This window comes from Streptomyces sp. NBC_01089, from assembly GCF_045162975.1.
In the GTDB taxonomy this organism is placed as follows: Bacteria; Actinomycetota; Actinomycetes; order Streptomycetales; family Streptomycetaceae; genus Streptomyces.
This window is the reverse complement of sequence record NZ_CP108660.1, coordinates 4,215,636-4,228,519: the sequence shown is the minus strand read 5'-3', so window position 1 is coordinate 4,228,519 and position 12,884 is coordinate 4,215,636. Positions and strand designations below refer to the sequence as shown.

Here is a 12,884-nt window from a genome sequence, read left to right as displayed (position 1 = left end):
TGCGGTACCAGCGGTACCGCGGTGCACTGCGGACGGTCCGAGCCTCCCCCCTCATGGCTCGGACCGTCACCGGTTCCCCGTTCAACGCGCGAAGAACCGCCTTCACAAGGCTAGTTGACTCTGCGTCAGTGTCCAATCACAGTAGCGGCAGAGACCTATCGACTTATTTATAGTTCTGCCCGGGGGCCGCGACACCTTCGCCACCGTCAGAACGGGACGGTACGGACATGGATCTGGCCCTGCTCCGCACCTTCGTCACCGTGCACCGGGCCGGGTCCTTCACCCGCGCCGCCGCGCTCCTCGGGCTCTCCCAGCCCGCGGTCACCAGCCAGATACGCACCCTGGAGCGGCAGCTGGGACGTCCGCTGTTCCTGCGCCGGGCCCGGGGCGTCACCCCGACCACCATCGGGGACGAGCTGGCGCACCGGGCGGCACCGCATCTGGACGCGCTCGTCGAGATCACCGAGACCGGTCTCGACGAGGAGGCCGGAACGCGCACGCTGCATCTGGCGGGACCGCCCGAGTTCACCGCCGTTCGCGTACTGCCCGCGCTCACCTCGCTGATACCGCAGGGCGTCGCACTGCGCGTGTCGTTCGGCAACACCGAGGAAGCCCTGGACGGACTCGGCGCCGGACACCACGACCTCGCCATCACGACGGCACGGCCGCGCGGTGAACTCCTGACCGCGACCGCACTCTGCGACGAGGAACACGTCCTGGTCGCCTCGCCCCGCTGGGCTGCCCGGATCGGCCCGGGCACGCTGCGGCGCCGGGGGCCCTCCGTACTGAAGGACCTGCCCGTGGTGGAGGTCCATGAGTCGCTGCCCTTCGTGTCCCGCTACTGGAGCGCCGTCTTCGACGCACGCCCCGCAGGCCCTGCCGACACCGCCGCGGTCATCGCGCCCGATCTGCGGGCCGTCCAGCAGGCGGTGATGTCGGGCGCCGGGCTCGCCGTGCTGCCGCGGTATCTGTGCGAGGACGCCCTGGAGCGCGGCGAGGTGGTGGCGCTGCTGGATCCGCCGGTGCCACCGCTGCGCACCTACTTCCTCGCCGTACGCACCGGAACGCTGGCCCTCCCGCACATCGCACGGGCCCAGGAGTGGCTGCTGCGGGCGGCGTCCGACTGGTCCTGAGTGAGCGGCCCGGGGCAGCTGATGCGTTTCGGAACCCGTTTCCCGGGCCAATCTCCTTCCATGACCGAACGTCCAGTGGTCAAGCGCACCGCCCGCGCCGTGCTCCTCGACGGCGACCACCTGATCCTGATCAAGCGGACCAAGCCCGGCGTGGAACCGTACTGGGTCACCCCCGGCGGCGGAGTGGAGGCCGAGGACTCCACTGTGGTCGAAGCCCTGCACCGGGAGATCGACGAGGAACTCGGCGCCAAGATCACCGATGTGGTGCCCTGCTTCGTCGACACCGTCGAGCACATCCCCGAAGGCGGCGGGGTGGCGGGCGTGAAGGTGCAGCACTTCTTCGTCTGCCGGCTGGCGTCCATGGACCCGGCCCTGCGGCACGGGCCGGAGATCGAAGAGCCCTGCGGCGAGTACGAGATCGTCCGGGTGCCCTTCAGCCGGGTCGGGATCGCGGCCGTCCATCTGGTTCCGCTCTCGCTGCGGCACTATCTCGACGGGAACATCGAAGGGGTCAGGGCGCTCCAGGCCGCAGACCTGGGGTGAGTCCCGAGCCGGTTCGCCGGGCCGACTCCTGTCAGGGCGGCTCCCGTCGGGCCGACTCCCGTCAGGCCGGCTCTCCTGTCGGTCAGCGCGTCGGCCGGCTCCATCGGTCAGTTGGGGTCAGTCGCGGCGATGAGCGCGTAGACCTCACGCAGATCGCCGCCCGCGTAGGTGTGGGTGGCCAGCCCGGCCAGATGGTTGTCGGCGTTCACGGCAACCGACCGTGACACCGCGCGGAAGAGTTCCACGTCCGACATCGAGTCGCCGTAAGCGACACAGTCGGCCCGCCCGACGCCGAACTCCGTGCAGAGCTGGTCCGCGATCCGGACCTTCGCAGCCGCGCTGAGAATGCCCGCCGGATCCACCGGCCGGTTGAACGGCACATCGGGGAAGCGCGAGCCGTGTGCCGCATGCGCGCCCCAGCCGAGGAGCCGCTCCACGAAGAACGACGGCGAGAGCGAGATGACCGCGCAGTAATCGCCGCGCTCCCGGATCTCTCGCCAGACCTCCTGGATCCCGGCGAGCCACGGCGCCGCGTCGAAAGCGGCCGCCACATGGTCCGCGGTGAGTCCCCACCAGAGAGCGTGTACCTGCACCGCGTACTCGGGGGGACCGATCTGCCCCGAGACCAGAGCGCGCTCCAGCACACCGATCTCATCCAGTAGGCCCAGCTGGCGGGATATCTCCACCGGCGCGGCCGAACCGCGGATGAGGGTTCCGTCGAGGTCGAAGAGATGCAGGCGCGCCATGTACGCCGAGGCTAGTACAGCCACTTACTCCCCTTGTCAGACGCCCTGGGCCCGGATGCCCGGCACTGTGTTTCACGTGAAACCTCTGAGCCGCTCCGTACGCCGGGCTGTCCTCGTGGTCCATGTCGCCGTCTCGGTGGGCTGGCTGGGCCTGACCGTCGGGCTGCTCGCGCTCGGGATCACCGCGTACACCTGCGCCGACGCGTCCGTGACGGAGGCCGCGTACCGATCGATGAAGGTCTTCGGTGACTGGCTGGTCATCCCGATCGGCCTGCTCACTCTGATCAGCGGAGTGGTGCTCTCCCTCGGGACGCACTGGGGTCTGGCCCGCCACCGCTGGGTGTGGGTGAAATTCTGGCTGACGCTCGTCACCCTCGCCGCCTCCGCCCTGGCGCTGCGGCCGCAGATCAACGGCGCTGCCGCATCCGGGCACCATCCCGATCTGAGCCTGGTCTCCGCCCCCACCGTCGCCTCCTCCGCGTACTTCTTCATGACAGCCATCTCGGTGCTGAAACCGTGGGGCCTGACGGCACGCGGCCGGGAGTACCGGGACCAGCGGCGGACAGCACGGAAAGCGGTGGACGGAGCACACACCCATCAGCGAGCCTGACCCTCATGCCCTCACCCCTCGATGAGCTGCCCATCCGCCGCCTGACCCACGGCGACCTCACCTCCTGCGCCGACCTTTCGGAGAACCGCGGCTGGCCGCGCGACGATCACAAGTGGGGGCTGCTGCTCGCCGCGGGGACGGGTTACGGAATCGACGACCCCGGGGGCAAGGGGCTGGCGACGGCCTGTGTGGTCACCGCGTACGGCTCGGGACCGGCCGCCATCGGCATGCTCCTGGTCGCCGACGCGTACGCACGGCAGGGGGCCGGGCAGCGGATGATGCGCCATGTGATCGCCGAGTCCGACGGTGTTCCGCTCACCCTGTACGCGACCGCGCTCGGCCGGCCGCTCTACGAGAGGCTCGGCTTCCGGGACGTGGGCCGGGCCGAGATGGTCCGCGGTCACTTCGTTCCGCCGGGCCCGGCACCGGCTGTGGCCACCCGTCCCGCCACGGCGGGCGATCTGCCGGGGATCCTCCGTCTCGACCACGAGGTCTTCGGTGCGGACCGCACCCACCTGATCACGCGGCTGCCCGCCTTCGCCGACCAGCTGCGGGTCGCGGAGGACGCCGACGGCATCACCGGCTACACGGCGGCCTGGCCCAGCACGGACAGCCAGGTGGTCGGCCCGCTGATCGCCCGCGACACCGCGACCGCGCAGGCGCTGATCGCCTCGCTCCCGGCGGGCACCGACCGTCCGCTGCGCGCCGACATCGACGTACGCCACACGGAACTCCTCGACTGGGTCAAGGCCGGCGGGATGGAGCCGGTCGCCTTCAACACCGTGATGGTGCGGGGCATCCCGGATCTGCCGGGCGACTGGACCCGCCGCTTCACGCCCCTGACCGTCGCAGCGGGCTGAGAGGCGGGCCGTCGGCGTCGGCAACGTTCAGCGGTTCGCGGGTACTTCAGGGGCCCGCTTCCCGGGCTGCGGCGTCGATGCGGATGCAGATGTGGATGCGAATTCGGCTTCGGCTTCGGCTTCGGCTTCGGCTTCGGCTTCGGCCGCGATCCGGCCTGCGGGTCCCGCCTGGCCCGCGGACCCGCTCCGCCGCTCCAGCGTGCTGGAGACCAGGGCGAGGACCAGCGCGGACGCGGCAAGCACGGCGCCCACCCAGTTGGGTGCGGTGTAGCCGAGACCCGCGGCGATGACGATCCCGCCGAGCCAGGCGGACAGCGCGTTGCCGAGGTTGAAGGCGCCGATATTGACGGCCGAAGCCAGCGTCGGCGCCCCCGACGCATGGTCGAGCACCCGCTTCTGCAGCGGCGGAACGGTCGCGAATCCCAGCCCGCCGATCAGGAAGATCGTGACCGCCGAAGCGACCCGGTCGTGCGCGGTGAGGGTGAACAGCGCCAGGACCAGGGCCAGCCCGCCGAGCGACACGTACAGCATCGGCATCAGCGCACGGTCGGCGAAGCGGCCGCCGATCAGATTGCCGCTCACCATGCCGAGGCCGAAGAGCACCAGCAGCCAGGTGACTCCGGCCCCGGAGAATCCGGCGACGGACGTCATCATCGGTGAGATGTAGGTGATCGCGGCGAAGACGCCGCCGAAACCGAGAACCGTCATCGCCATCGCGAGCAGCACCTGCACATTGCGGAAGGCGGCGATCTCGTGCCGCAGCCGGACACCCTCCGGCCTGGGCTGCTCCGGTACGAGCCGGGCGACGCCGAGCAGACCGAGGACGCCGAGCCCGGCGACGAGCAGGAACGTCAGCCGCCAGCCGATGTCCTGGCCGATGAGGGTGCCCAGGGGCACACCGATGACATTGGCCAGCGTCAGCCCGGTGAACATCATCGCGATGGCACCGGCCTTCTTCTGCGGTGCGACCAGACCCGCGGCCACGACCGAGCCGATACCGAAGAACGCGCCGTGCGCGAACGAGGCGACGATGCGCCCGGCGAGCATCACGCCGAACACCGGGGCGGTCGCGGAGACCACATTGCCGATGATGAACAGCCCCATCAGCAGCATCAGCATCTTCTTACGGGGGACGCGGGTGCCGATGACGGTCATCAGCGGGGCTCCGGCGACCACCCCCAGCGCGTACCCCGTCACCAGGTACCCGGCGGTGGGAATCGAGACCTGGAAGGAGTCCGCGACCTGCGGCAGCAGCCCCATGATCACGAACTCGGTGGTGCCGATACCGAACGCCCCGATGGCTAGGGCGAGGAGCGCGAGTGGCATGGGGTTGCACCTTCCGGAACGGAGTACGAGATTTACTTGCATGAGCGCCTTACATGCACGGACAATACTTGCGCACGCCGTTTAATTGCAAGCGCGGTCTATCTTGGACCGTGACCTATCCTGGAGCCAGGCGGCGGTGCAGGACGACGGAGGAGACCAGCCATGGCAGCGACAGCGACCGACCCCGCACTCACCGCGCTCTCCCAGGGCTGGTGCGCGCTCTCCCTGCTGCACGCCCGCATCGAGACCCACCTCGAAAAGGCCCTGCAACACGGCCACGGGCTGAGCGTGCGTGAGTACTCGCTGCTCGACATCCTCAGCCGTCAGCACGACGGCCCGGGCGGGCATCTCCAGATGAAGCAGGTCGCCGACGCCGTGGTCCTCAGCCAGAGCGCCACCACCCGCCTCGTCACACGCCAGGAGGACCGGGGGCTGCTCACCCGCTACCTCTGCGTCACCGACCGCCGGGGCATCTACACCGATGTCACCGAGGCCGGCCGCGCGCTGCTCGACGAGGCCCGCCCCACCAACGACCGCGCACTGCGCGAAGCTCTCGACGAAGCCGCGGCCCACCCGGAACTCGGCCCGCTGGCGCGCGCGGTCGAGGAGCTCAACCGGCCTTCCTGACCCGGCCGGTGGCCTGCCGCCACCCGTGTCCACGTACTCTGCGCACCATGAGCGACCTGGAGATCCGCCCCGCACAGGAGAACGACATCCCCGCGATCGTGGCGATGCTGGCCGACGACCCGCTCGGCGCCCAGCGCGAGTCCCCCGACGACCTCGCCCCGTACACCGAGGCGCACCGGCGGATCGCCGCCGACCCGCAGCAGCACCTGGTCGTCGCGGTGCGCGAGGGCCGCGTCGTCGGCACCCTCCAGCTCACCGTGATCCCCGGGCTCTCCCGGCGCGGCGCCACCCGCTCCATCATCGAGGGCGTACGCATCCACGGCGACGAGCGCGGCAGCGGTCTCGGCACCCGGCTCATCGAGTGGGCCGTCGACACCTCACGCGACCAGGGCTGCCAGTTGGTCCAGCTGACATCGGACGCCACCCGGACCGACGCCCACCGCTTCTACGAGAGGCTCGGCTTCACCGCGAGCCACCTCGGCTTCAAGCTCCAGCTCTGACGACTCGGCCGCGCGCCACGGACCGCGGCCCACGGCCCCAGAACGGGAAGGCACCGCCCATGCACCACATCAGCGACGAGCAGCGCCGTATCCGGCTGGGCCGGCGCCACCGCCTCGCGCCCTCCACGCGGGCCGCCACCCCCGTCGAGGCGTCCGACGCCGTCGTCGCCCTGCACGCCACCGACGCGTCGACCCTCTATCTCTCCGTCTGCGCCCGGCTGGCCGAAGCGAGCACCGCCGCCGTCGAACACGCCCTGTACGAGGAAGTCTCCCTGGTACGGCTGCTCTGCCTGCGCAACACGCTCTTCGCGATGTCCCGGGACGTGGCCCCCTGCGTCGACGCCTCCACGGCCCGCGCCATCGCGGCAAAGGAGCGCAGGACGTTCCTCAAACACCTCGACGAGGACGGCGGCGGCCTGGACGAACGCTGGCTGGCCGAGGCCGAGTCGGCGACGCTGGCCGCGCTCGCCGACCGCGGCGCGGCCACCGGCAGCGAACTCTCCGCCGCGGTTCCCGCACTCCGCACGAAGATCACGGTGTTCCCCGGCAAGAAGTGGGAGGCCGTACAGGGCGTCGCCACCCGGGTCATCCGGCTGCTGGCCGCCGACGGCCGCATCCGCCGCGACCGGCCGCGCGGCTCCTGGACGTCGAGCCAGTTCCGCTGGACGGCCGGAACGTCCTGGCCCGCCCTCCCGGTCCCCGAGGCCAAGGCCGCGCTGGCCCGCCGCTGGCTGCTCTCCTACGGGCCCGCCACCGCGGCAGACCTCAAGTGGTGGACGGGGTGGACCCTGACGGACGCCCGCAGGGCGCTCATGGCGCTCGACGCGGAGGAGGTCGAGCTGGACGACGGGGCGCTCGGATTCGTCGCGCCGGGCGACACCGCTCCCGAGCCGCCCACCGAGCCGTGGGCGGCCCTGCTGCCCGGACTCGACCCCAGCGCCATGGGCTGGGCCGACCGCACCTTCCACCTCGACGCCCGACACCGCCCGGCCCTCTTCGACCGCGCGGGCAACATCGGCCCGACGGTGTGGTGGAACGGCAGGATCATCGGCGGCTGGGCGCAGCGCGCGGACGGCGACGTGGTGTGGCGGTTGCTGGCCGACGCGGGGCAGGCAGCCGCCGGCGCGGTCGAGGCGGAGGCCGCCCGGCTCGCGGACTGGGTGGGGGACGCCCGGATCACACCACGGTTCCGGACACCCCTGGAGCGGGAACTTTCTAGCTGACGCGGATAGAGAACGGAGGCCAACCGTCGGGCCGACGCAGCTGTCAGGCTGCCGCCGGCTGTCAGGCCAAGGCGCAACGTCGGGTCGGCCGAACCGCCGCGGCGGGAGGGCCGGTCCGCGGGTCCGTGCAGCCGGGTGGTCCGTACTACAGCCCCGCCCGCCCGCTGGGGCGACCCCGCTACGGCAACCCCCGCCAGCCACCCTCGTCCACGCCGCCCGGAACTGGTGCCTCCGGGTCGTACGGCTGCCGGGTGAAGACGAACGAACCCAGATTCAGATGGCTCACCTCGCCGTCACGCCGGACGGCCCGCAGCGTCTCCCCCGCGAAATAGCCGTCCAGCCCAATCCAACTGCCGTCCGGCACCGCGCGGAACCGGGAACTCCGCCCGCCGCCCGCCAGCGGGCCGAACTCCATCCCGCCGTCCGCCGTCAGCCGCAGAGCACTCACCGATGTGCCCCAGTACCAAGGGCCGGCCAGTTCGAGCAGGCCGGGAGCGACCTCCGGCAGCGGGCGCCACGGCTTCGGAATGGCTGGTTCCGCGTCCGCCACGATCCGGATCAGATCGGCGGCGACCTGTGGCCCGACCCCCGACGTGCTGTTCGAGAGCGCCACAGCGGCCACTCCGTCCGCCGCACTCACCCACAGCCCGGCCACGAACCCCGGCAGCGAGCCGGTGTGCCCGGCCAGTGTCCGGCCGTCGCGCTGGGCGAGCTGGACGCCGAGCCCGTACCCGCCGTCCCACTGGCCCGCTTCCGGCGGGGCCGCGGGGGCGCGCATCTCCCGTACGGTCTCCGCACCGAGCACCCGGTCGTCGCCCTCCACCAGAAAAGCGGCGAAGCGGCAGAGGTCGGCGGCCGTCGACCACAGTTGCCCCGCGGGCGCCATCAGCCCCAGGTCCTCGGCCGGTTCCGGAAGCAGCGCGTCCGCCCACGGGTGCACCGCCCACGCACCGGCGTGGGGCACCTGCGGCTGGGCGCTCGTACGGTCCATGCCCAGCGGTACGCAGATCTCGCGCCGCACCACGTCCGCCCATGGCGCGCCGCGCAGCGCCTCCACCACCGCGCCGAGCAGCGCGTACCCCGGGTTGGAGTAGTGGTGGCGCCGGCCGGCCGGATGCACCTGGGGCCGTTCACCGAGCAGATCCGCGATCGCGGGACGCAGCGCGGCCGACGACCGCTCCCACCACTCGCCCGGCGTCTCCGCGGCCAGACCCGCTGTGTGGCTGAGCAGTTGAGCGAGCGTCACCTCGCCGGCCCCGGTGCCCGGAAGGTGCTTCTCCAGCGGGTCCGCCAGGTCGAGCAGGCCCTCGTCACGCAGGCGCATCACGGCGACCGCGGTGAAGGGCTTGGTGATCGAACCGATCCGGTACTGCGTGTCCGCGTCCGGAGCATGACCGTCCACGCAGCTGCGCGCCCCGGACCACACCATCCGCCCGTCCCGCATCACCGCCGCCACCAGGGACGGCACTCGTCCCTCGGACTGTGCGACAGCGATGCGGTGCAGCAGCGCCCGGCGGGTGGTGGGAAGGAGTTCCGCGGAGGGGTCCGGTTGCACGGAGTCTGAAGAAGTCATGGCCCGAGACCTACCAGACGGGCCCGGGCGCGTCGACGGCCCGCAGCCGACGCCCGGAACGGCGGGAGCGGCGGGAGCGGCGGGGGAGCAGCAGGAACGGCGGGAACGGCAGCAACGGCGAGAGTCGATGGCATGCGGCGGGCCGCCGCCCGGCCCGGAAAGCCTGTTACAGGACGGTGACACACCGCCAACAACGCATGCGGGCCACACATCGTCTTTTCATGTGAGACCCACACCAACAGTATTTGTCTCACCTTTGCGTGAAATCAGAGCTCCTCACCGAAAGGGACACTCATGATCGTCACCAAGCGCCACTCTCTGCGCATCGCTGCCGTCGGCGCGCTCGCCGCCGCAACCGTCGCTCTGGCCGGAACCGCCGCCATGGCCGACACCGCGCCCGCCCCCAGCGTGCCCGTCGCGCAGACCGTCGCCGCCAAGGCCGCCATCACGGCGAAGCCGTCGGTGAACTCCGTGAAGGCGTGGCAGCTCTTCCGGGTCACCGGCACCACGACCGGCCTCAAGGCGGGCGCCAAGGTGACCCTGCAGCAGAAGCAGGGCAGCAAGTGGGTCACGCTGCCCGCATCGGCGCCCATCACCCACAGCGGCTCGTACTCGCTGGGCGTCAAGCTCGGCATCAAGGGCAAGAACCAGCTGCGCATCGTCAGCGGGAGCACGGCATCCCCGGTCTTCAACGTGACCGTGCGCTGATCACCGGACCTCCCCGTCCGACAGTGCCCCGGCGCCCACGGGCTCCGGGGCACTGCCATGCGCACGAGCTCACAGGACCCACGGGGCCCCAGATCTCAGGGTCCCCGTATCCCCTCGCCCTCTGGCCCACCACCCCACGTCAGTCCTGGCCCGCGCCGTTCGCCGGGTGGGCGAAGAGATCCTGAACCGCCCGTGCACCGATGCGCGGGCTGACGGCGCCGGTCTGGCAGCCAACCAAGTGGGCCCGGCGCCGCCATGACCGTTCCGCGCACCGATCGCGCTGTCGTACGCGGGCTCGACAAGGCCGGCGCACCGCTCGTCATCGAGGGAACGGGGTACTTCGCACGGTGTCTGCACTGAGCACCGAACCGGCACTCCAGGAATCCCACAAAGCCAGGTGACACACCTTCAGCTCAGACGTGGATCCAGGTTCAGGAGTTCGTCGTTGGTGCGGTACCGCGGGCCCGCCAGCTCGATGATGCTGTCCCTCAGCAGTACGGGGTCCGCGCTGAGGTCGCCCAGCCCGCACAGCGCGTGGTACCCGAAGCCGCGCAGGTAGGGCACCGTCCAGGTCAGTTTGCTCAGCCCGTAGTCGTGCGAGGTCGGCCCCAGCCGCACCACAAGCAGGTTCTTGTAGGTCGTGATGTCCTCCCCGACCACCGCGTCGAACGTGTGGAGAAGACCGACGAAGTCCACATCGGGCCAGGGGATGTCCACCTTCCGCCCGAAACCGTCCGTAAAACTCAGCGTCGAACGGGTCAGCACCATGTACGCCCGCCGGTCCCAGGCCCAGAAGTACAGGATCAACACGGGGAAGAAGGCCAGTCCGGCCGTGGCGGCCACCGCCTGCCAGTCCCACTTCAGGAGGACCGTCGCGCACACCAACCCGGCCAGGAGCAGAGCCGCCAGCACGACCGTGAGCGCCTTGCGCCGGCGCACGCTCTCCTCCAGGTCGTTCCGTCCGAATTCGACCGTCTTCCGCGCGTCGGACGGGGACGGGGACGGGACAGGAAAGCCGTCGTCGGCGGGCACGGCCGGGAGCCGGGGCGCCCGGTTGCGGGCGAGGGCCAGTTGATCCGTGGTGAGCGTGCCTCGCTGTTCCGGCCGCGGTTTGCCGTTCGCCACGAGGGTACGCAGCAAGTGCTCGTAGATGACGCGGAAGGTGAGCAGCTCCGGACCGCCGGGCAGCCCGGACCGCAGCAGTTCCAGCAACGCACCGGTGAAGGTCGTATGACGGGCGCCGACCGCGGTGTGCGAGGGGGCGGTGGCCGATGTCGAGGTCAGCGTGTAGGTGCCGACAATCTCCACCTGAGCGGATGCCACCGAGACCGGATCGCCCATCGCCTCGATGGCACGTCCCGAGAAGCAGCAGTCGAGGATCAGGACGCGGTTGCGCGCCGGAGATCCCGCGATGCACTCCCGGATGTGCGCGAACGGCAGCCCCGACCACTTCAGACGCCCGCTCCGGGTCGTCCGCAGGCCGAGGTGGAGCTCGCCCCTCTCGTCCACGAGGCCGTGCCCGGCGAAGTACACCAGAAGAAGGTCCTCCGCCTGCTCGGCGGCCCGTTCCAGTTGTTCGCCCACGTCCATCACAGCGCCGGGATCGTGCAGAACCGTGCAGTGACCGGGCGGGAGGCCGAGGGACCACGGGCTGGTCAGAACCTCGGCGAGATCGGTGACGTTGTTGGTCACCGCGTCGAGTGCGGGCAACGCCGAGTCCTCATAGACAGCTGTCCCGATCAGCAGCGCACGGGACCGGGCCGGATCCGCCAGACTCACTGTCCCGCCCTTCTCCACCGGTGGTCGCCCGTATCCCTACTGGCCGTTGTCCGGGTCTCTGCTGACCGCCGGCGGGTGCAGCACCGTCTCGATCACGGCCTGCGCGTCCGGCACGCGCCGGGCAGTCACCGAGACCTTGTCCCCGGTCGGTGAGGTCACCTCGACGGTCACGTCCGAACGCCGCTGCTGGAGCCAGACGGAGACCGACCGGGCCAGCACCGCGCCGGCGCCACCGCTGCCGACGGCCACGACCAGCGTGTCGGCCAGGGCGCCCATGTGCTCGGCGCCGATGGGCCGTTGCTCGATGCGTACGCGTCCGCGCAAGGCGTCCTCGCGCGCCAGCCACTGGTGCAGCGACGCCAGTTCGGCGGCGACGTCATGGCCCTCAGCGATCCGTACACGAGCAGACACCAAGGCGTCCCTCCCCCACTCCCTCAGCCGGATGGCGCCGAGTACAGGTGTCGGGACGGTACGGGAACGTCCGTTTCTGGACGCGGGAATCATCCACCGGACCGGCCGTCAGGGGCGGCCTTCCGGGGCGCCGTTCGGCCGGCCCCGCTATGACTTCGTCAGCGCGGCGGCCAGCTCGTCCAGGCTGTCCGACCGCCGGTCGAAGGTGTCGGAGCTCTTCGGAGGATCCCCGCCCGGCCTCCGCACATAGGCGGTCCGCATTCCCACCGCCTGAGCCCCGCGAAGGTCCCAGGCGTGGGCGGCGACCATCAGCACCCGCCCCGGCGGGCACCCCGCCGCGTCGACCGCGAGCCGGTACACCTCCGGCGCGGGCTTGTAGGCCCTGGCCTCTTCGGCGGACAGGGCCTGGTGCCAGCGCAGTCCGGCGTACGCGTGGAGACGGAGCAAGGTCGCGCGGCCGGCATTCGAGAGCCCCAGCACGGGAAAACGCCGCGCGAGGCGCGTGAGTCCGGCGAGCGAGTCGCTCCAGGGCTCCAGGCGCCGGCTCGCGCCGGCCAGCCGCTCGATGGCCGCCGGGTCGGTGAGCCCGGCACGGCCGGCCACACGGTGAGCCGCTTCGCGGTCGATGGCCTCGGAGTTGGCGTACGCCCTGCTGCCCTTCCCGATGCGGTGCTGCTCGTGCGCCACATGCCGCTGCCACACGGTGAGCAGCCGGCCGACCGCCGCGTCGTCGGCCGCCGGTACCGCGTCGCGAATGGCCGCTCGCAGTCCGCCCGGCTCGTCGACCATCGTTCCGAGTACGTCGAAGACGACAACCTCGATGTCGCATGCCTCGGGCATCCGGT

The 12,884-nt window shown here is 71.2% G+C and carries 14 protein-coding genes and 1 pseudogene; 9 read left to right on the top strand and 6 right to left on the bottom strand.

Features of this window, described 5'->3' with window-relative positions; all coding sequences use genetic code 11:
• The first annotated feature begins 227 nt into the window (after positions 1 to 227).
• Entirely contained in the window at positions 228 to 1,133 is a 906-nt protein-coding gene (locus tag OG510_RS18740) for a LysR family transcriptional regulator (RefSeq protein WP_406138178.1), read from the top strand.
• 60 nt (positions 1,134 to 1,193) lie between these two features.
• The gene (locus OG510_RS18735; RefSeq protein ID WP_164258041.1) at positions 1,194 to 1,676 is read left to right on the top strand and encodes an NUDIX domain-containing protein; all 483 of its coding nucleotides are present in this window, start codon (positions 1,194 to 1,196) and stop codon (positions 1,674 to 1,676) included.
• Positions 1,677 to 1,783: 107 nt separating this feature from the next.
• Here the strand turns inward: OG510_RS18735 and OG510_RS18730 are convergent, their stop codons facing one another.
• Positions 1,784 to 2,422 carry an HAD family hydrolase gene (locus tag OG510_RS18730; protein WP_406142452.1) on the bottom strand — a complete coding sequence of 213 codons (639 nt, stop codon included), beginning with the start codon at positions 2,420 to 2,422 and terminating at the stop codon, positions 1,784 to 1,786.
• Positions 2,423 to 2,498: 76 nt separating this feature from the next.
• Here OG510_RS18730 and OG510_RS18725 point away from each other — a divergent pair, with 76 nt between their 5' ends.
• Positions 2,499 to 3,032, top strand: coding sequence for a DUF2269 domain-containing protein (locus OG510_RS18725; protein WP_406138176.1), 534 nt, complete (start codon positions 2,499 to 2,501; stop codon positions 3,030 to 3,032).
• 5 nt (positions 3,033 to 3,037) lie between these two features.
• Positions 3,038 to 3,892, top strand: coding sequence for a GNAT family N-acetyltransferase (locus tag OG510_RS18720; RefSeq protein ID WP_406138175.1), 855 nt, complete (start codon positions 3,038 to 3,040; stop codon positions 3,890 to 3,892).
• Between the two features lie 27 nt (positions 3,893 to 3,919).
• Here the strand turns inward: OG510_RS18720 and OG510_RS18715 are convergent, their stop codons facing one another.
• Positions 3,920 to 5,218 carry an MFS transporter gene (locus OG510_RS18715; RefSeq protein ID WP_406138173.1) on the bottom strand — a complete coding sequence of 433 codons (1,299 nt, stop codon included), beginning with the start codon at positions 5,216 to 5,218 and terminating at the stop codon, positions 3,920 to 3,922.
• A gap of 162 nt (positions 5,219 to 5,380) precedes the next feature.
• Between OG510_RS18715 and OG510_RS18710 the strand changes: the two genes are divergently transcribed.
• The 3 genes from OG510_RS18710 to OG510_RS18700 are packed head-to-tail and all read left to right on the top strand — an operon-like array spanning position 5,381 to position 7,568.
• A complete protein-coding gene (locus OG510_RS18710) occupies positions 5,381 to 5,845 on the top strand; it encodes a MarR family winged helix-turn-helix transcriptional regulator (protein WP_406138171.1) in 465 nt (154 codons plus the stop codon).
• Positions 5,846 to 5,892: 47 nt separating this feature from the next.
• Positions 5,893 to 6,345: a GNAT family N-acetyltransferase gene (locus OG510_RS18705; protein ID WP_406138170.1), complete on the top strand. Its 453-nt coding sequence runs from the start codon at positions 5,893 to 5,895 to the stop codon at positions 6,343 to 6,345.
• A gap of 59 nt (positions 6,346 to 6,404) precedes the next feature.
• Entirely contained in the window at positions 6,405 to 7,568 is a 1,164-nt protein-coding gene (locus OG510_RS18700) for a winged helix DNA-binding domain-containing protein (RefSeq protein WP_406138168.1), read from the top strand.
• Between the two features lie 178 nt (positions 7,569 to 7,746).
• Here OG510_RS18700 and OG510_RS18695 read toward each other — a convergent pair whose 3' ends face one another.
• Positions 7,747 to 9,141 carry a serine hydrolase domain-containing protein gene (locus tag OG510_RS18695; RefSeq protein ID WP_406138167.1) on the bottom strand — a complete coding sequence of 465 codons (1,395 nt, stop codon included), beginning with the start codon at positions 9,139 to 9,141 and terminating at the stop codon, positions 7,747 to 7,749.
• A 294-nt stretch (positions 9,142 to 9,435) separates the two neighbouring features.
• On the opposite strand from OG510_RS18695, the gene OG510_RS18690 reads away from it, so the two are divergent.
• Both OG510_RS18690 and OG510_RS18685 read left to right on the top strand, forming a co-directional pair.
• Positions 9,436 to 9,849, top strand: coding sequence for a hypothetical protein (locus OG510_RS18690; RefSeq protein WP_406138166.1), 414 nt, complete (start codon positions 9,436 to 9,438; stop codon positions 9,847 to 9,849).
• A 52-nt stretch (positions 9,850 to 9,901) separates the two neighbouring features.
• Positions 9,902 to 10,203: pseudogene (locus OG510_RS18685) on the top strand (hypothetical protein); the annotation flags it as partial.
• A gap of 54 nt (positions 10,204 to 10,257) precedes the next feature.
• Here the strand turns inward: OG510_RS18685 and OG510_RS18680 are convergent.
• From OG510_RS18680 to OG510_RS18670, 3 genes are all read right to left on the bottom strand, one after another.
• Positions 10,258 to 11,628: a caspase domain-containing protein gene (locus OG510_RS18680; protein ID WP_406138164.1), complete on the bottom strand. Its 1,371-nt coding sequence runs from the start codon at positions 11,626 to 11,628 to the stop codon at positions 10,258 to 10,260.
• Positions 11,629 to 11,664: 36 nt separating this feature from the next.
• Entirely contained in the window at positions 11,665 to 12,039 is a 375-nt protein-coding gene (locus tag OG510_RS18675; RefSeq protein ID WP_406142451.1) for a hypothetical protein, read from the bottom strand.
• 147 nt (positions 12,040 to 12,186) lie between these two features.
• Positions 12,187 to 12,879, bottom strand: a complete 693-nt coding sequence (locus OG510_RS18670) for a haloacid dehalogenase type II (RefSeq protein ID WP_406138163.1) — start codon at positions 12,877 to 12,879, stop codon at positions 12,187 to 12,189.
• Between the last annotated feature and the right edge of the window lie 5 nt (positions 12,880 to 12,884).